The sequence below is a fragment of the Halorubrum sp. SS7 genome (genome assembly GCF_005435055.1).
GTDB lineage: Archaea > Halobacteriota > Halobacteria > Halobacteriales > Haloferacaceae > Halorubrum > Halorubrum salinarum.
The window spans coordinates 37386-53147 of the sequence record NZ_SGXV01000002.1; the positions used below are offsets into that span (position 1 = coordinate 37386).

Here is a 15762-nt window from a genome sequence, read left to right on the forward strand (position 1 = left end):
CGTCGCCACTCAGGAAATCATAACGTCCCCCGGTTCGGAGAGGCGGTATGGAAGAACTCTCGGGGACCGTCCTCGCCGGCGAGTCGTTCGAGCCGGTGCGGGGACGGGTCGTCGTCGAGGACGGGCGGATAGCGGCGGTCGAGGAGACGGCCACGGAGTCGACGGACATCGTGCTGCCGGCGTTCGTCAACGCGCACACCCACCTCGGGGACTCCGTCGCGAAGGAGGCGGCCGTCGGCCTCTCGCTCGACGAGGCCGTGGCGCCGCCAGACAGCCTGAAACACCGCCGGCTGGCGGCCGCCGACCGCGACGAACTGGTGTCGGCGATGCGTCGCACCCTCCGGTACATGCGCCGGACGGGCACCGTCTCCGCGCTGGACTTCCGCGAGTCGGGTCCTCCCGGCGCGCGCGCGCTCCGCGAGGCGGCCGAAGACACGGGCGTTGACCCGTTCATCTTCGGGAGCGGCGACCCGGCGGTGCTCGACGTGGCCGACGGTTACGGCGCCTCCGGCGCCAACGACGACGACTTCGCCGCCGAGCGCGCCGCCTGCGAGGAGCGCGGCGTCCCCTTCGCGATCCACGCGGGCGAGCCCGACGCGACGGACATCCACCCGGCGCTCGACCTGGACCCGGACCTGCTCGTCCACATGGTCCACGCCGAGGAAGAGCACCTCGAACGGGTCGCGGACCAGTCCGTTCCGATCGCGGTCTGCCCGCGCGCGAACGCGGTCCTCGGCGTCGGGACGGCGCCGATGCGCGACCTGGTCGACCACGCGACCGTCGCGCTCGGCACGGACAACGTCATGCTGAACCAGCCGTCGATGTTCCGCGAGATGGCGACCGCCGCGAAGCGGTTCGACGTGACCGACCGGGAGGTGCTGCGGATGGCCACCGCCGCCGGCGCCGAGATCGCCGGGCTCGACTGCGGCGTCGTCGAGCCCGGACGGCGGGCGGCGCTGCTCGTCCTCGACGGCGACTCGGACAACATGTCCGGAACGGCCGATCCGGTCAGCGCGGTCGTCCGGCGCGCGACCGGCTTGGACGTGAAGCGGGTCGTCGGCTGACCGCCCCGGTCAGTCGCCCTCGTGCCGCTCCGCGTCGAACCGCCCGAAGGGGGTGGTCTCGTGGGTCCGCACGAGCACCTCGTCGGCGACCGTGACGCCCATGTCGAGGAGCGCCTGCGCCACGGGCGTGATGTCGCTGTCCGACTCGCCGACGACGGTCACGAGCAGGTTCTGCTCGCCCGTCACGAGCTCCTGGACCGACACGACGCCGTCGATCTCTAAGATGTCGGGGATGAGCTCGCCCCGCTCCGGGATCGACGCGGTGCAGTAGAGCAGCATCCGGAGCGGGTACCCCGACCGCTGGTAGTCGACGCTGGCGCTGTACCCCTTGATCACGCCCTCCGACTCGAGCCGCTGGATGCGCTTGCGGACGGTGCTATCCGAGGTGCCGGTCCGCTCCGCGATGTCCCCGGACGACGTGTTCCGGGCGTCGGCCTGGAGCGCGTAGAGGATCGCCCTGTCGACGTCGTCGATCGCGCCGTTGTCCATACCCCGCCGATAGGCGCGTGCCGCTTTTATACGTTGTCGGGGCGGTTCGGCGCGCCGCCGGTCGTCGCCTCGATCCCGACGCCTACATACGACCGCCGCCAGTTGGTCGGGTATGGCGCCCTACACCGTGGACATCGAAGTGCGGTTCCGCGACATCGACGCGCTCGGCCACGTCAACAACGCTGTCTACGCGACGTACATCGAGCAGGCTCGGACGCGATACTTCCGCGACGTGCTCGACATCGACATCTCGCAGTCGTCGAACGTGCTGGCGTCGCTGTCGATCGACTTCCGTCGCCCGATCGAGTTACCGGACGAAAACGTGACCGTCACCGTCGAACTGGCCGACCTGGGGCGGTCGAGCGCGACGATGGCCCACGAGATCCGCGTCGGCGACGCGGTCGCCGCGGAGGCCGAGGCGACGGTCGTCGCGTTGGACCCGGAGACCGGAGAGCCGGCGCCGATCCCCGAGGAACACCGGACCAAGATGGAGTCGTACCACGACCTCTGAGGGGCTCGGGGGACCGGGTCCCGCCGGCCGATCCGCTCCGGACGCACACCTTCTTGACGCCGCGGACGGATCGATCGGTATGAGCGTTCGACTGTACGCCCTCGACGGGTGTCCCTGGTGCGAGAAGGCGGCCGACGCCTTGGACGAGGCGGGCGTCGACTACGAGACGGAGTGGGTGGAGGCGCTCCACTCGCGGCGGAACGAGGTCAAGCGCGTGAGCGGCCAGCGCGGCGTCCCGGTCCTCGTCGACGAGGAGCGCGGCGTGACGATGGCCGAGAGCGCGAACATCGTCGAGTACGTCGAGAGGACTCTCGCATGAGCATCTACACCGGCCGGGGCGACGAGGGCGAGACCGACCTCCGGGACATGAGCCGGGTGTCGAAGTCGAGCCACCGCATCGAGGCGTACGGCTCCGTCGACGAGGCGAACGCCCTCCTCGGCACGGTCCGTCCGACGGGCCACGACGACGTCGACGACCTCCTGGAGACGGTCCAGAACCACCTCCACATCGTCCAGGCGGACCTCGCGAACCCCGACCCCGACCCGGACGACCCGCAGGTCGACGACGACCACGCCGCGGAGCTGGAGGACCGCATCGACGCGTTCGACGAGGAGCTGGAGCCGCTCCAGTCGTTCATCCTGCCCGGCGGCGGCGAGGCCGGCGCGGCACTCCACCACGCGCGCGCCGTGGTGCGGCGCGCGGAGCGGCGCGTCGTCGACCTCGCGCGCTCGGAGCCGATAAACGAGGCCGTCGTCACCTACCTCAACCGGCTCTCCGACCTCCTCTTCACCCTCGGTCGGGTCGTCAACGCGCGCGACGGCGAGCCCGAGGAGTCGCCCACGTACTGAGTCGCCCCGAGCGCGCGATTTTTCCCCGTTCCCCGCGAGGTGGAGGTATGACGCTCGACAGCTACGCGGCGGCGGTCGACGGGCTCGACCCGGGCCCCGGCGAGGTCGAGACGGCGGAGCTACTGGTGAGCGACGACGTGCTCGTGAAGGCGTTCGTCCTCGGCCCCGACGCGGCGGTCGACCCGCACGAACACGCCGACGCCACGAACGTGTTCCACGTGCTTGAGGGTGAGCCGACCGTGGTCCGCGACGGCGAGGAGGCGGCGCTCGCGGCGCCCGCGGTGGTGCCGAACGAGCGCGGCGCGGTCCACGGCGCCCGCAACGACACCGACGATCGGGCCGTGCTCACGGCCAGCATCGCACCCCTCCCCTGATGGACGGCGAAATCGATCCCGAGGAGCTGTCGGCGCTGCTGGACGAGCGCGACGGCTCCCCCGACGAGTCGCTGCGTATCGTCGACATCCGCGATCAGCGAGCGTTCGACCGCGGCCACCTCCCCGACAGCGAGTGCATCCCCTTCCCGGAGCTGACGAGCCGGATCGCGGAGCTGGAGGGCGCGGACCGGATCGTCACCGTCTGTCCCCACGGCGTCGCCAGCCAGCAGGCGGCCCAGCTCATCGGCAGCTACGAGGGCACGCAGGACGCGCGCGTCGAGAGCCTCCGCGGCGGCATCGAGGGGTGGCAGGAAGCGGTCGGCGACCTGACCGAGTCGCCGACGCCCGACGGGGACGAGGGCGCCGACGAAGGCCCCGAGTCGCCCTTCTGACGCGGGCCGGCCGCTCCGGGGATCGGACTTCAGATCGCGCGAACGCGAACCCGCCAGAAGTCGCGGAACGCGTCGTCGAGCGCCGCCTCCGGCTTCCCGGTGGCGTCGGAGACGTCGGTGACGTCGGCGCGGTCGCGCACCCGCCCGAGGACGCTGCGCTCGCCGACGGCGATCACGCGGTCGAGGTCGTCCGCGTCGGCGACCTCGGAGAGCGCCTCGGCCGCCCGGTCGAGGTGGTCGTCGATCTGACCCTCGCGGCGGCGCTCGAAGCGCCCCTGCGAGAATCCCCCCTTCGAGTGGGCCTCCTTCACGTCGCTGGTGAACCCCTCGAAGGCGACCCGCTCGGCGCCCTCGTAGGTGCCGACGGCGAAGGTGTCCGAGCGGACCAGCGCGAACGCGAACCGGCCTGTCGGGCGGAACCACGACTCGTCGAGCCGGAAGCGGTCGCTCCACCGGTCGAACGGGTCGGGCGCTATCGGCGGGGTCAGCGCGACGCTCACCGCGCCGGTGTCGTCGGCGAGGACCACGGCCGGAGCCGCGCGCCGGACGAGCGCCGCGCGCTCGCCGAACCAGTCCGCGACGGTCGCCGGGACGGAGTCGGCGTCGGGGACGAACGCGGTCAACAGCCCCTCGGGGTCGTCGCTCTCGACGGCGCGGAAGCGGTCGAGCGCGTCGGTCAGCTTCGGGCCGCGCAGGTCGCTCACGCGCCGGAACTCGACGGACGCCTCGGTCCCCTCCGCGCGCTCCAGCCGCTCCTCTAGCGACTCGATCCGGTGTTCGAGCTCGTTGACGCGCTCCTCGGCGCGCTGGCGGTCGGCGACGGCGTCGGACCGCCGCTCCTCTTCGGCCTCCGCGCGCCGTTCGAGGTGGCGCTTCTCCTCCTCTAACTCCTCGATGCGCTCCTTCAGCTCGGCGCGCCCGAGCAGCCTGTCGATCATACCGAACCCGCGACCCCCTGCGACCTAAAAGGTGCGTCTGCGACGACGACGAGGTCGAACTCACTTATAAACGAGTACCGTGCGGTGGCGCGTGCCTCCGAGTGGCCGCCGCAGGCGGCCGCGAGGAGCACGCGCGAGGGAGTCGCTGGCGGCTGGCGCCGCCAGCGACGAGGCTGGGGAGGTGTGAGGCACGGTTGCGGCGCGGGGCGGGACTCAAAGGGGCAGCCGGGAGGCGGGCGCAGGCGATGTAAGCACCGCAGGGAGCGAGCGGAGCGAGCGACCGAGGCGCGCAACGAGCGTGCGCCCGCCTCCCGGCTGGGGCTTTGGCGGTGTTCGCCGTCGACCCGTCAGCAGCTATTTATAAATAGCCGGTCACGGGGACGAAATCAGCGAAAACGGGGTCAATCACGTAGTCCTACGCGTTCACGAACGGCTCCCACCCCTCCCAGCGTAGGAGCTTCTCGGCGCGGTCCGCGTCCGCCAACAGCACGTTCCGACGGTCCGGGAGCGTCTCATCGGCGAGCTCCCGCGGAATCGCGAGCGTCCCGCTCGGTACGTCGTCGTCGCCGGCGACCGGGATGTGGCCCCCGTCGACTTTCATGACGAGCGGGGCGTCGAGTCGCTCGACCCCCTCGCCGTCCGCGTACAGCTGCTCGTTGACGTGCTCGTGGTCCGCCCGCTGGATGACGGCGCGCTCGCCGCCGTGGGGTTCCACGTACAGTTCCCCCAGGTAGTAGCCGCTCGAGAATCGCTCGAACATTCTATGCGTGGTACTCTCTGCCATGACCACATATAAGCGTTTCCCGCGGCTCGCGCGCGCTGAGATTCGGGCGGGGCGCCCGCTACGGAGCGAGCGCGTCGCCGCCGTTCGACCGGTAGTACGCCGCCAGCGGCGTGCCGCGCTCGCGGTGGGACTCGAACAGGTCGGCGAGCCACGCCACGGCGTCCGAGTCGTCGTTCGCGGCGTACCCCAGGAACTTGCCCTTGTCGCCGTGGATCGCGAGGTACGCCGTCGTCCGGCCGTCGACGGTGCTCAGGTACCACGCGAACGGGAGGTCGGTGACGACGCTCACCTCCACCTCGGCCTCGACGATGGAGCGCGCCCGCTCCGGGCTCTCCGCGGCCAGGTAGTCCGCGACCGACTCCGTCAGGACGTACGACAGCTCCAGCGACTCCTCGACGACGGTGCGGCGGTACAGCGTCGAAACGAACCGCTCGTCGTTGGCGGCGATCGACGCGCCCCGGAGCCGGTCGGCGGCTTCGGCGACGCGCTGAAGCCGGGACAACACCGTCGCCGGCGGCGTCTCGGCTATCGTCACCACCTCGGCGTCCGCGAAGAACCGGTGGTTCCGCGGCGACGACGGGAGCTCGTTGAGGACGCCGTTCGCCGTCTCGACCGCCTCCGCGACCGAGACCGCCTCGTCGACGGTGTCCAAGAGGATCCGGCCGGCGTACGTCGCCTCGTAGCCGTCCGCGCCGCGCTCGACGAGCCGGTCCGCTTCGAGGGCCCGGACCGCGCGGTTAACCGTCGACCTGGAGTGCTCGAACTCGTCGACGAGGTCCCGGATCCGCGCGGGACCGTCTGCGAGGCGGACGAGGTACTGCCGACGACTGAAGGCGAGGTCGAGCACGAGTGAACTGTCGGCCAGCCTTCAGTAATACGTGTCGTTCGAGGAAGAGGTCCCGCCGCGTGCGGGCACCGACTCGCGTCGAAGCCGCGCGCGTCGGGACGGCTACGCGTCGTCGCGCCGCGCGACCTCGTGGCGCCCGAACCCGTACCGGAGGCGGTTGGCGAGCCGCCGGGAGAACCGCCCCTCGTTCCGCGAGTCGAACCGCTCCGCGAGCGCCTGGTAGATGATCGGGACGGGCACCTCCTGTTCGAGCGCCTCCTCGACCGTCCACGTCCCCGTCGAGCCGCCGGCCACGTGGTCCGCCACGTCGCCGAGGTCGGAGCCCTCCTCGCGGAACGCCTCCTCGCAGAGCTCCAGCAGCCACGACCGGATCACGGCGCCGTTGTTCCAGGTGCGGGCCACCGACTCCATGTCGAGGTCGTAGCGCCCGTCGGTGAGCAGTTCGAACCCCTCGCCGTACGCCTGCATCAGCGCGTACTCGACGCCGTTGTGGACCATCTTCACGTAGTGGCCCGAGCCGGACTCGCCCATCCGGTCGTGGCCGTCCGGGCCGGTCGCCACCGCGTCGAAGACCGGGACCATCGCCTCGTAGGCCCACTCGGGGCCGCCGACCATCAGGGAGAACCCGGCTTCCGCGCTCGCGGGGCCGCCGGAGGTCCCGCAGTCGAGGTAGGCGGCGTCCGTCGCCTCGGCGCGGCGGACCGACTCCTCGAAGTGAGAGTTCCCGCCGTCGACGACCACGTCGTCGCCGTCGAGGTGGGGCTCGACGTCCGCCAGGGTGGCGTCGACGGCGTCGCCCGCGGGCACCATCAGCCAGATCCGCTTGCCGTCGGTCTCACCCGACCCGTCCAACCGCTCGCAGAGGTCCGCGACCGAGTCGGCCGGCTCCGCGCCGTTCGCCGCCGCCTCGGCGGTCGCCTCCGCCGAGAGGTCGAACGCGACCACGTCGTGGCCCGCCTCCAGCGACCGGTTCGCGACGATCTGCCCCATCCGACCGAGTCCGATGACCCCGAGTTCCATGCGCGAGGGGTGGCGACCGCCCGCCGTAGTGGTTCCGGTTCGGCTCCTCGCCCGCCCGTCCGCCGCGGGGCTATTCTCCCGCCTCGGCCTCGCGCTCGCCGAGATGCGCGCGGAGCGCGTCCACGTCCTTGTTGCCCGCGCCGGTGTTCAGCAGGACGACGGTGTCGTCGGGGCCGAACTCGCCGGACTCGGCGAGCGCGAACGCCCCGGAGACCGCGGCCGCGCAGGTGGCGCCGACCTCCAGCCCCTCGCTCCGCGCGACCTCGATCGCGGCGTCGAGTATCTCGCGGTCGGTCGTCGCCACCGCCCCGCCGTCGGACTCGCGGACCGCCTCCAAGATGAGGTGGCTCGCGCCCGGGTCGGGGATCGCGATCCCGTTACAGGCCGTGTCGACCTCGTCGTCCGCGAGCGGCTCGTGGCGGTCCGCCCCCGACTCGTAGGCGCGCACGATCGGGGCACAGCCCGCGGCCTGCGCGGCGTACATCGGGACCAGCCCGTCGGTCCAGCCGAGGTCGCGCGCCTCGCGGGCCGCCTTGTGCATCCCCACCAGCCCGACGCCGCCGCCGGTCGGGTAGACGACGCCGTCGGGCGCCTCCCAGTCGAGCTGCGCCAAGAGCTCCAGCGCCATCGTCTTCTTCCCCTCGTGGCGGTACGGCGTGACGAACGTCTTCGTCGAGTACCACTCGGGGTGCTCGTCCATCGCCTCGGCGTACGCCTTCCCCGCGTCGCCGATCTGCGAGTTGCCGTCGACGGGGTCGGTGACGGTGAGGTCCGCGCCGTGGACCTCCGTCATCGCCTTCTGGGTGAACCCCGCCCGGGAGGGGAGGAACACGTGCGCGTCGAGGTCCGCCCGGGCCGCGTACGCCGCGGCCGCCTGCCCCGCGTTGCCGGCGCTGTTCAGCGCGACCTCCGCCGCGCCGTGCTCGCGCGCCGCCGTCATCGCGGCCGCCTGCCCGCGGTCCTTGAACGTCCCCGTGGGGTTCGCGCCCTCGTCTTTCAGGAGGACGCGCCCGACGCCCATCGCGTCCGCCAGCGCCGGGCACTCGACGAGCGGCGTGGCGCCCTCGCCGAGCGACACCGCCGCCTCGGCCGGGAACGGGAGCAGTTCGTCGTAGCGCCACATCGACCCGTCCGGTCGGGCGTCGAGCGCCTCCGGCGTCAGGTCGATCCGGTCGTAGTCGTAGTCGGGGTCGAGGATGCCGTCGCAGTCGGGACAGCGGTGCGTCGCCGTCTCCGCGTCGAACGTCTCGCCGCAGTCGACGCAGGTCAGGCCGATGAACGCGTCTGTCGTCTCCATGGACCTCGGCTCGCGTGCCGGGGACTTCGGTGCTGTGGTCGCGGCGCGATCCGGGGCCTTCGGTGCCGCGGTCGCGGCGCGCCGCGAGGTGCTCGGCGTCGCGGCCGCGGGTACTTATGCTCGAAACGTATGAAGGGGTACGCCGACGGCGGCCGCCGCCGTACCTCCACGGGAGATGCCCGCTTCAGCGACCGCGTCCGGTCCGCCGGGGGAAGCGAGGTGGAACCGATGAGCCGAACGGAACTGCGGTTGGACCTCCCGACCGGGTCGTGGCTCGGGGACGTCTCCCGCCGCGTCCCCGCGGCGACGCTCCGGGTCGCGGAGACGATCGCGGTCGACGGCTCGGCGGCGACCGACGACGGCCCGGGGGCGACCGACGACGACGGCCCGGGGGCGACCGACGACGACGGCCCGGGTGCGACCGGCGAGGGCCTGACGGCGGCCGCGACCGTCCGCGTCGGCGGCACCGACAGGGACCGCGTCGAGGCGGCGCTCCGCGAGCACGACCGGGTCGACCGCGCGACGGCGGTCGAGCGCCGGGGAGACGTTCGCACGCTCCGGGTCGTCGGCCGCGCGCCCGCGTACCTCCCCGCGGCGCGGGCGGTCGGGCTCCCGATAGCGGCGGCGGTCGAGGTCGTCGACGGCCGCGCGACGATGAGCGTCGTCGGCGACCGCGACCGGGTCGAGGCGTTCGGTCGACGGCTCGCGGCCGACGGCGTGACGGTCGGCGTCGCCGCCACCGGGAGCGACGAGCCGGACCGGACGCTCACGGAGGCGCAGCGCGAGTTAGTGTTCGAGGCGGTCAAGACCGGCTACTACGACACCCCGCGGCGGTGTACGCTCACCGAGCTGGCGGCGGCGAACGACATCGCGAAGTCGACCTGTAGCGAGACGCTCCACCGCGCGGAGGGGCGGGTGATGCGGCGGTTCGTCGACGGCGAGGGACCCTTCTCGCCGCCGGAGACGGCGGGCGACGACGCGACCGAACCCGCCGGGGCTGTCGCGCTCGACGGCGAGGAGTTCGACGCGGCCGAGCGCGCCGGCGACGAGTCCGACGCCGACGAGTTCGAGGCCGCCGACCGCGAGGAACCGGTCCGGTCCGCGGCGACCGAGCCCTGAGACCGCGGTCGCCGCGTCCGTCGCGACGGTTACTCTCCGTCGAGCGCCTGCCACGAGAGCCGCGGGTTCCGGGCGGCGCCGACCTGGTCGATCCGGCTCGCGGCGGTCCGGCTCGGCGCCGCGTCGAGCGCCTCGTCGGTGTCGGCGTACGCGAGGTTGAACGCCTCCGCGAGGTCGTCGAGGGAGGACCGTCCCTCTATCTCGGTCGGCTCGGTCAGCATCGCCTCCGGCACCATCTCCGGCCACTTGGTCGTCGGCGGGTGGGCGCCGAAGTCGAGCATCCGCTTGGCCACGTCGGCGGCGTCGCGGTCGCCGGCCGTCGCCGCGAACTCGTGGTGGAACGGGCCGAAGGGCACGTCGAGGTCGATCCGCTCGGCGAGGTAGTTGGCGTTGAGGACGGCCTTCGCGGCCGCGTCCGCTAGCCCCTCGTCGCCGAGGCGCGCGATGTACGCGTACGCCTTGATCGCCACGAGCCAGTTGCCGGCGAAGCCGTGGACCTTCCCGATCGTGTGCTCGGGCTCGAACCGCTCGTACCCCTTCCCGCCGTCCGTCTCGCGCACCCGCGGGGTGGGGAGGAACGGCGCCAGCTCGTCGACGACGCCGACCGGCCCGGCGCCCGGGCCGCCGCCGCCGTGGGGGGTCGCGAACGTCTTGTGGACGTTGTAGTGCATCACGTCGAACCCCATGTCGCCGGGGCGGCCGCGCCCGAGCAGCGCGTTGAGGTTCGCGCCGTCGTAGTAGAGCAGCCCGCCGGCGTCGTGGACGATGTCGGCTACCTCCGTGATGTCGCGCTCGAAGAGCCCGACGGTGTTCGGGTTCGTCAGCATGAGCGCGGCGGTGTCGTCGCCGACCGCCGCCTCCAGCGCCTCCAGGTCGACGCGGCCGTCATCGCCGGAGGGCAGCTCGACCACGTCGTAGCCCGCGGTCGCGGCCGTCGCGAAGTTCGTCCCGTGGGCGGACGCCGGGATCACGACCTCGGAGCGGTCGTTGCCGTGGTGCTCGTGGTACGCCTTCGCGACGAGGATGCCCGTGAGCTCGCCGGCGGCGCCCGCCGGGGGCTGGAGCGTCACGGCGTCCATCCCGCCGATCTCGGCGAGCGCCTCCTGGAGCCGGTACTGGAGCTCCAAGTTCCCCTGCGCGGAGCGCGCGGAGCGGTCGGGGTGGATCGCCGCGTTCGGGTCGGCCGCCACGTCCTCGGTGAACTTGGGGTTGTACTTCATCGTGCAGCTCCCGAGGGGGTACGGCCCCGCGTCTATCGCCCAGTTCATCTGCGAGAGCCGGGTGTAGTGGCGCGCCGTCTCCGGCTCCGACGGGTTCGGCAGCGTCAGCTCCTCGCGGGTGAGGTCGTCGGGCAGCGGGGAGTCGTCGCGCACGTCGACCGTCTCCTGGCTCTTTTCCGAGAGCAGCGGCTCGCGGAGGCCCTCTCCCTCTCGCTCGTAGTTCGCTTGGTCGTGGATCATCAGAGCACCTCCTCGAAGGCCGCGACGAGTCCGTCCGTCTTCCCGGCGTTCAGGTCGGTGACGCACACCTGAAGCAGGTGGTCGCCGATCGCGTGGACCGCGAACCCCTCGGCCTCTAAGCCCTCCGCCACCGCCGGCGCCGGCTGGTCGACCCGCACCGCGAACTCCCGGAAGTGGTGGCGGTCGTGGACCGGCGCCTTCGCCCCGGAGAGGCCGTCGATCCGGTCCGCGAGGTCGGCGGCCTCGCGCACGCAGTCGTTCGCGAGGTCGACGAGCCCGTCGGGCCCGAGCGTCGCCGCGTGGATCGCCGCGCGGAGCGCGACCCACGCCTGGTTCGTACAGATGTTCGAGGTGGCCCGCTCCTTGCGGATGTGCTGTTCGCGGGTCTGGAGCGTCAGGGTGTACGCGCGGTCGCCGTCGGCGTCTTCGCTCGCGCCGACGAGCCGCCCGGGGACCTGCCGCAGGAAGTCGTCGCTACACGCGAAGATCCCCAGCCCCATGCCGTAGGCGGTCGGCAGGCCGAGCGAGCCCGCCTCGCCGACGACCACGTCGGCGCCGACCGCGGCCGGCGACTCGAGGACCGACAGCGCGACCACGTCCGAGCCGAGGACGAACAGCGCGTCCGTCTCGTCGGCGAGGTCGCCGATCGCCGCGAGCCGCTCCTCGATACAGCCCCGGACGGTCGGGCTCTCGGCGTACAGCATCGCCACGCCGTCGCCCGCGCGGTCCGCGAGGGCGTCGACGTCGGCGGTCCCGTCGGCCATCGGATACGTCTCGACGGTCAGGTCGGCGCCGTCGCAGTAGTTCTCCAGCACCGCCCGCTTCCCCTCGCGGAGCTGCTCGGGGACGAGGACGGTGTCGCCCGAGGTCGACCGGACGCGGTCCGCGAGCGTCGCGGCCTCGCCGAGCGCGGTCGCGGCGTCGTACATCGAGCAGTTCGCGACGTCGAGGCCGGTCAGCTCGACCAGCATCGACTGGTACTCGAAGAGCGCCTGGAGGAACCCCTGGGACACCTCCGGCTGGTACTGGGTGTAGCTCGTGAGGAACTCGGCGCGGTCCGCGAGGTGGTCGACGACGCTCGGGACGTAGTGGCCGTAGTGGCCTCGGCCGAGGAACTCGGTCAGGTCGTCGTTCCGGGCGAAGACCCGCGCGCACTCGTCGCGGATCTCGCGCTCCGTCCGGGGATCGATGCCGAACTCGCCGTCGAAGGCGACGCCGTCGGGGATGTCGAACAGGGCCTCCTCGTCGTCGACGCCGATCTCGGCCAGCATCGCCGCGGTCTCTTCGTCGGTGTGGGGCGCGTACGGCGTGCCGTTCGCCCGGCTCATCGGTGCGTCTCGCCTCGTCCGCGGTCGTTCGGCCGTCCGCCGGTGGCCCGTCCGGGTGCGACTCGTCGGTTCGCGGGTGCGGTAACGTTGGAAGGTGGCGTGGTCATGGTCGTGTGTCGGATGGGTGTGTGGTCCGGTGTCCGCGGTCCGCGCGCCGGGGAGTCCCCGGCGTCACGCGATCTGGTCGTCGTACTCGTCGGCGTCGAGCAGGCCGTCGGCCTCGCCGTCCGCGGCGGGGGCGACCTCCAGCATCCAGCCCTCGCCGTACGGGTCCTCGTTGACGAGTTCCGGGCGGTCGAACAGGGCCTCGTTGACCGCGACGACCTCGCCCGAGACGGGCGCGTACAGGTCGGAGACGGCCTTGATCGACTCGACGACGCCGAACGACTCGCCGCCGGCGACCTCGTCGCCGACCTCGGGGAGTTCGACGAACACCACGTCGCCCAGCTCGTCTTGCGCGAAGTCGGAGACGCCGATCCGGACCGTGTCGCCGCCGGTCGTCGCCCACTCGTGCGATTCCAGGTACCGTCTGTCGTCGGGAACGTCGAAGCTCATTGGTCAGGGTCGCCGCGGTCCGCTCGGAGGCCTGGCCGCGAGGGCGCCGGGCCGTCGGCGCCGCCGCCGGGGGCGACCCGTCGGTCGGCTGCGGGCGGCGTCCGCGATCGGGTGGCGGTCCGCGACACGTGTGAATCACCCTTCCGGCGACGAGGAAATAAAAGGTGTGTTCGCGGCGGTCGAGCGGGGGAACGCCGGGCCGAACCCGCGTCGCGCCGCCCCGTCAGGTCCAGCGGTCGAGCCCGGTCTGGACCTGCGACTCCGCGATGCGCTCGAACCCGCGCTCGACCTCGTCCGCGGCGACGCCCCACTCGTCGACGACGTACTCGCGGGCGGCCTCGACGTCCGGGTTCACGTCGGCGTCGACCGCGACGTCCTCGGCCGGAGGGTCCATGAACAGCTCCCGGACCGCCTCGGCGTGCTGAATCTCGGCGCCGCGCGCCTCCAAGACGCCCCACAGGTCGCCGTGTTCCCGGACCGCCTTCACCGCCGTCTTCGGCCCGATCCCGCGGACCCCCTCGTTGAAGTCGGTCCCGCAGAGCATCGCGGCGTCGACGAGCCCCTGGCGGTCCAGTCCGAGGTCGTCGAGCGTCGCCGCCAGGTCCATCAGCTCCGGGTCGCCCTTGCTCGTCAGCTGGCGGAGCGTCGTCGGCGCGCCGAACAGGAGAGTGTCGTAGTCCTCGCTGCCCGCGTGGTCGACGGTCCCGGTCGCGGCCATGTGCGCGCACTGCGCCTCCCCCTCCGCGGGCGCCTCGACGACCGGCACGTCGAGCAGTTCGAGCAGCTCCCGGGTCGTCTCTAGGATCGTGTCGGTGAGCCGCTGGGTGCGGGCCTCCAGGCGCGCCGCCTCCACGGCGTCGCCGCGCTCCTCGGCGGCGGCCCTGCGCTCCTCGGCCGCCTCGCGCTTCTCGCGCCGTTCGGCCACCTCGTCGGCCTTCAGGTCGGTGACGGCGCCGTCGAACACCATCACCGGGATCAGGTCGTGCTCGAAGAACTTCGGGAGCCCCTGGACGACCCCGATGAGGTTCGCGACCTCGACGCCGTCGGCCGTCGTGTACTTCTCGTCGCTCGTCCACTTGACAGTGGTCGTGAGGTAGCGGTACAGCCAGTTGTGCGCGTCGACGGCGACGACGCTCCCCTCGATGTCCGCGAAGGGGACGTCGCGGATCGACGCGAGGTCGCGCAGGTCGGCGTTTCCCATCGTCGGTCACTGGGGCGCGCCGCTATTAAACGCCCACCGGTCCGAGGCCCGCGCCGCCCGGTCCGTCTCCCCTGCGCCCGGTCCGTCTCCCCTGCGTCCGGTCCGCCTCCCGCACGCCCCCGGGACCCGCCTGCCGACTTCTGGGCAGTTTATGTGCGTCACGCGCGTACGGACCCCCGTCTGAATGGTCTCCCCGTTCGAGGTGTTGGAGGTCGACGAGGACGCCGACGACGACGCGATCGAACGGGCCTACCGCGAGCGCGTCAAGCGGGCGCACCCGGACCAGGGCGGTTCGATCGACGAGTTCCAGCTCGTGCGTCGCGCCTACCGGGAGCTGTCCGAGCGCGACGGGGACGGCGACGGGGGCGACGACCGGGCCGACGCGGCGGACGTGGACCTCACGAAGGGGGAGGACGCCCGCGAGCCCGCCTCGACGCGCGTCGAGTTCCTCGACTACGAGGCCGTCGTCGACTACGGCTGGTCGCTCGACGACGACGAGCTGTTCCGGAAGGCCGGCCACGCCGACCTCGGTCCCGACGCCCACGGTCGACTGCTGGTCCACCCCGACGAGAGCCTGCTGGAGGCGGCCGAGCGGAGCGGCTTCGCGTGGCCCTTCTCCTGTCGCGGCGGCGCCTGCGCGAACTGCGCGGTGTACCTCGCGGAGGGGGAGCTCTCGCAGCCGACCGACCACATCATGCCCGAGGACTTGGCCGAGCGCGGCTTCCGGCTCTCCTGTAACGGCTACCCGCTGACCGACGAGCTGTCGGTCGTGTTCAACGTGAAACAGCGGCCGGAGCTCGACGACCTGATCCTCCCGCCCGGCCCGTTCACGCGCCGCTGAGCGCGGATCGCGCGCCGTAAAAATCACCGTGGCGGACCGCGGCTCGCCGACCGCCGGCGACCGCGGGTGACGCCGGTTCCTTCACCCCAGCAGATACCGGAGCGCCGGCGTGTTCCGAACCAGCTCCGTCTCCTCTAACGCCCGGTCGATCCCGACGATCCGGCCCGCGCCCCAGGCGCCGAGGCCGAACAGGATCAGCAGGTACACGAGCGAGCTGTCTACGAAGTAGCCGTGCGCGACCGGGAACCCGTCCATGAGTCCGCCCTGCCACGCGGCGGTCCAGAACATCGACATCATGATCGCGCCCATCAGCGCGGCGAACCGGAAGAGGACGCCGAACAGCAGCGCCAGCCCGATCAGGATCTGTCCGAACACGACCATCGGGTCGATGATCGCCGCGTAGTCCGCGAAGAAGAGGAACAGCCCCTGGAGCGGGTTGGCGTCCGCGATGGCGTTCTGGAGGAACCCGACCGAGCTCCACGCGAGCGGGTCGGCGAGGCCGCCCTCGAACAGCTTCGACAGCCCCGCCTGGAGGAACACCCACGCCATCACGACCCGGAGTCCGAGCATCGAGTACGCGAGCCAGGTCTCCGAGTAGTTGAAGTCCACGTTGCGACCGAGCAGGTCCGCGCGAAGCGTCCGTTCCGACGGTTGTGTTGCCATTATGTAACACCTCACGTGAGGAAGTTTCAC

At 72.1% G+C, this 15762-nt stretch carries 19 protein-coding genes; 8 read left to right on the plus strand and 11 right to left on the minus strand.

Going from position 1 to position 15762, the window contains the following annotated elements; translation table 11 throughout:
* The first annotated feature begins 47 nt into the window (after positions 1 to 47).
* Positions 48 to 1064 (plus strand): amidohydrolase family protein, encoded by a 1017-nt coding sequence (locus EXE44_RS02580; protein WP_137715840.1) that lies wholly within the window; start codon positions 48 to 50, stop codon positions 1062 to 1064.
* Positions 1065 to 1073: 9 nt separating this feature from the next.
* Here the strand turns inward: EXE44_RS02580 and EXE44_RS02585 are convergent, their stop codons facing one another.
* Positions 1074 to 1553: an Lrp/AsnC family transcriptional regulator gene (locus EXE44_RS02585; RefSeq protein ID WP_053771048.1), complete on the minus strand. Its 480-nt coding sequence runs from the start codon at positions 1551 to 1553 to the stop codon at positions 1074 to 1076.
* A 112-nt stretch (positions 1554 to 1665) separates the two neighbouring features.
* Between EXE44_RS02585 and EXE44_RS02590 the strand changes: the two genes are divergently transcribed.
* From EXE44_RS02590 to EXE44_RS02610, 5 genes are all read left to right on the plus strand, one after another.
* Positions 1666 to 2064 (plus strand): thioesterase family protein, encoded by a 399-nt coding sequence (locus EXE44_RS02590; protein WP_137715841.1) that lies wholly within the window; start codon positions 1666 to 1668, stop codon positions 2062 to 2064.
* Positions 2065 to 2143: 79 nt separating this feature from the next.
* Entirely contained in the window at positions 2144 to 2383 is a 240-nt protein-coding gene (locus EXE44_RS02595) for a glutaredoxin (protein WP_121562579.1), read from the plus strand.
* Positions 2380 to 2913 carry a cob(I)yrinic acid a,c-diamide adenosyltransferase gene (locus EXE44_RS02600; protein WP_137715842.1) on the plus strand — a complete coding sequence of 178 codons (534 nt, stop codon included), beginning with the start codon at positions 2380 to 2382 and terminating at the stop codon, positions 2911 to 2913. The genes EXE44_RS02595 and EXE44_RS02600 overlap by 4 nt, the downstream gene beginning before the upstream one ends.
* 47 nt (positions 2914 to 2960) lie before the next feature.
* Positions 2961 to 3287, plus strand: coding sequence for a cupin domain-containing protein (locus EXE44_RS02605; protein ID WP_137715843.1), 327 nt, complete (start codon positions 2961 to 2963; stop codon positions 3285 to 3287).
* Positions 3287 to 3679, plus strand: a complete 393-nt coding sequence (locus tag EXE44_RS02610) for a rhodanese-like domain-containing protein (RefSeq protein ID WP_137715844.1) — start codon at positions 3287 to 3289, stop codon at positions 3677 to 3679. The genes EXE44_RS02605 and EXE44_RS02610 overlap by 1 nt, the downstream gene beginning before the upstream one ends.
* 29 nt (positions 3680 to 3708) lie before the next feature.
* Here EXE44_RS02610 and EXE44_RS02615 read toward each other — a convergent pair whose 3' ends face one another.
* From EXE44_RS02615 to EXE44_RS02635, 5 genes are all read right to left on the minus strand, one after another.
* Positions 3709 to 4617: a Vms1/Ankzf1 family peptidyl-tRNA hydrolase gene (locus EXE44_RS02615; protein WP_137715845.1), complete on the minus strand. Its 909-nt coding sequence runs from the start codon at positions 4615 to 4617 to the stop codon at positions 3709 to 3711.
* Positions 4618 to 5032: 415 nt separating this feature from the next.
* Complete coding sequence (locus tag EXE44_RS02620) at positions 5033 to 5377, minus strand: DUF5802 family protein (protein WP_121562574.1); 345 nt, start codon at positions 5375 to 5377, stop codon at positions 5033 to 5035.
* 82 nt (positions 5378 to 5459) lie between these two features.
* Positions 5460 to 6248, minus strand: a complete 789-nt coding sequence (locus EXE44_RS02625) for a winged helix-turn-helix domain-containing protein (protein ID WP_137715846.1) — start codon at positions 6246 to 6248, stop codon at positions 5460 to 5462.
* Between the two features lie 102 nt (positions 6249 to 6350).
* On the minus strand, positions 6351 to 7373 hold the full coding sequence (locus EXE44_RS02630) for an NADP-dependent phosphogluconate dehydrogenase (RefSeq protein WP_274595366.1): 1023 nt from the start codon (positions 7371 to 7373) through the stop codon (positions 6351 to 6353).
* Positions 7339 to 8565 (minus strand): threonine synthase, encoded by a 1227-nt coding sequence (locus tag EXE44_RS02635; protein ID WP_137715848.1) that lies wholly within the window; start codon positions 8563 to 8565, stop codon positions 7339 to 7341. The genes EXE44_RS02630 and EXE44_RS02635 overlap by 35 nt, the downstream gene beginning before the upstream one ends.
* A gap of 228 nt (positions 8566 to 8793) precedes the next feature.
* On the opposite strand from EXE44_RS02635, the gene EXE44_RS02640 reads away from it, so the two are divergent.
* Complete coding sequence (locus EXE44_RS02640; protein ID WP_137715849.1) at positions 8794 to 9684, plus strand: helix-turn-helix domain-containing protein; 891 nt, start codon at positions 8794 to 8796, stop codon at positions 9682 to 9684.
* Between the two features lie 29 nt (positions 9685 to 9713).
* On the opposite strand, the gene gcvPB is transcribed toward EXE44_RS02640, so the two are convergent.
* The 4 genes from gcvPB to fen form a co-directional block, all read right to left on the minus strand.
* Complete coding sequence (gene gcvPB, locus EXE44_RS02645; protein WP_137715850.1) at positions 9714 to 11144, minus strand: aminomethyl-transferring glycine dehydrogenase subunit GcvPB; 1431 nt, start codon at positions 11142 to 11144, stop codon at positions 9714 to 9716.
* On the minus strand, positions 11144 to 12472 hold the full coding sequence (gcvPA, locus tag EXE44_RS02650; protein ID WP_137715851.1) for an aminomethyl-transferring glycine dehydrogenase subunit GcvPA: 1329 nt from the start codon (positions 12470 to 12472) through the stop codon (positions 11144 to 11146). Before gcvPA ends, gcvPB begins: the two co-directional genes overlap by 1 nt.
* Before the next feature lie 171 nt (positions 12473 to 12643).
* A complete protein-coding gene (gene gcvH, locus EXE44_RS02655; protein ID WP_137715852.1) occupies positions 12644 to 13027 on the minus strand; it encodes a glycine cleavage system protein GcvH in 384 nt (127 codons plus the stop codon).
* A 223-nt stretch (positions 13028 to 13250) separates the two neighbouring features.
* A complete protein-coding gene (gene fen / locus EXE44_RS02660) occupies positions 13251 to 14228 on the minus strand; it encodes a flap endonuclease-1 (protein ID WP_137715853.1) in 978 nt (325 codons plus the stop codon).
* Positions 14229 to 14412: 184 nt separating this feature from the next.
* On the opposite strand from fen, the gene fer reads away from it, so the two are divergent.
* Complete coding sequence (fer, locus tag EXE44_RS02665; RefSeq protein WP_137715854.1) at positions 14413 to 15069, plus strand: ferredoxin Fer; 657 nt, start codon at positions 14413 to 14415, stop codon at positions 15067 to 15069.
* 81 nt (positions 15070 to 15150) lie between these two features.
* Here the strand turns inward: fer and EXE44_RS02670 are convergent, their stop codons facing one another.
* Complete coding sequence (locus tag EXE44_RS02670) at positions 15151 to 15732, minus strand: DoxX family protein (protein WP_137715855.1); 582 nt, start codon at positions 15730 to 15732, stop codon at positions 15151 to 15153.
* Positions 15733 to 15762: the final 30 nt, after the last annotated feature.

Excerpts from the sequence above, each read along its gene's own strand:
- EXE44_RS02605 (WP_137715843.1), top strand. The coding sequence starts at position 2,961 with ATGACGCTCGACAGCTACGCGGCGGCGGTCGACGGGCTCGACCCGGGC.
- EXE44_RS02640 (WP_137715849.1), top strand. The coding sequence starts at position 8,794 with ATGAGCCGAACGGAACTGCGGTTGGACCTCCCGACCGGGTCGTGGCTC.
- fen (WP_137715853.1), bottom strand. The coding sequence starts at position 14,228 with ATGGGAAACGCCGACCTGCGCGACCTCGCGTCGATCCGCGACGTCCCC.
- gcvH (WP_137715852.1), bottom strand. The coding sequence starts at position 13,027 with ATGAGCTTCGACGTTCCCGACGACAGACGGTACCTGGAATCGCACGAG.
- gcvPA (WP_137715851.1), bottom strand. The coding sequence starts at position 12,472 with ATGAGCCGGGCGAACGGCACGCCGTACGCGCCCCACACCGACGAAGAG.
- EXE44_RS02615 (WP_137715845.1), bottom strand. The coding sequence starts at position 4,617 with ATGATCGACAGGCTGCTCGGGCGCGCCGAGCTGAAGGAGCGCATCGAG.
- fer (WP_137715854.1), top strand. The coding sequence starts at position 14,413 with ATGGTCTCCCCGTTCGAGGTGTTGGAGGTCGACGAGGACGCCGACGAC.
- gcvPB (WP_137715850.1), bottom strand. The coding sequence starts at position 11,144 with ATGATCCACGACCAAGCGAACTACGAGCGAGAGGGAGAGGGCCTCCGC.
- EXE44_RS02620 (WP_121562574.1), bottom strand. The coding sequence starts at position 5,377 with ATGTTCGAGCGATTCTCGAGCGGCTACTACCTGGGGGAACTGTACGTG.
- EXE44_RS02590 (WP_137715841.1), top strand. The coding sequence starts at position 1,666 with ATGGCGCCCTACACCGTGGACATCGAAGTGCGGTTCCGCGACATCGAC.
- EXE44_RS02600 (WP_137715842.1), top strand. The coding sequence starts at position 2,380 with ATGAGCATCTACACCGGCCGGGGCGACGAGGGCGAGACCGACCTCCGG.
- EXE44_RS02585 (WP_053771048.1), bottom strand. The coding sequence starts at position 1,553 with ATGGACAACGGCGCGATCGACGACGTCGACAGGGCGATCCTCTACGCG.
- EXE44_RS02635 (WP_137715848.1), bottom strand. The coding sequence starts at position 8,565 with ATGGAGACGACAGACGCGTTCATCGGCCTGACCTGCGTCGACTGCGGC.
- EXE44_RS02595 (WP_121562579.1), top strand. The coding sequence starts at position 2,144 with ATGAGCGTTCGACTGTACGCCCTCGACGGGTGTCCCTGGTGCGAGAAG.
- EXE44_RS02670 (WP_137715855.1), bottom strand. The coding sequence starts at position 15,732 with ATGGCAACACAACCGTCGGAACGGACGCTTCGCGCGGACCTGCTCGGT.
- EXE44_RS02580 (WP_137715840.1), top strand. The coding sequence starts at position 48 with ATGGAAGAACTCTCGGGGACCGTCCTCGCCGGCGAGTCGTTCGAGCCG.
- EXE44_RS02610 (WP_137715844.1), top strand. The coding sequence starts at position 3,287 with ATGGACGGCGAAATCGATCCCGAGGAGCTGTCGGCGCTGCTGGACGAG.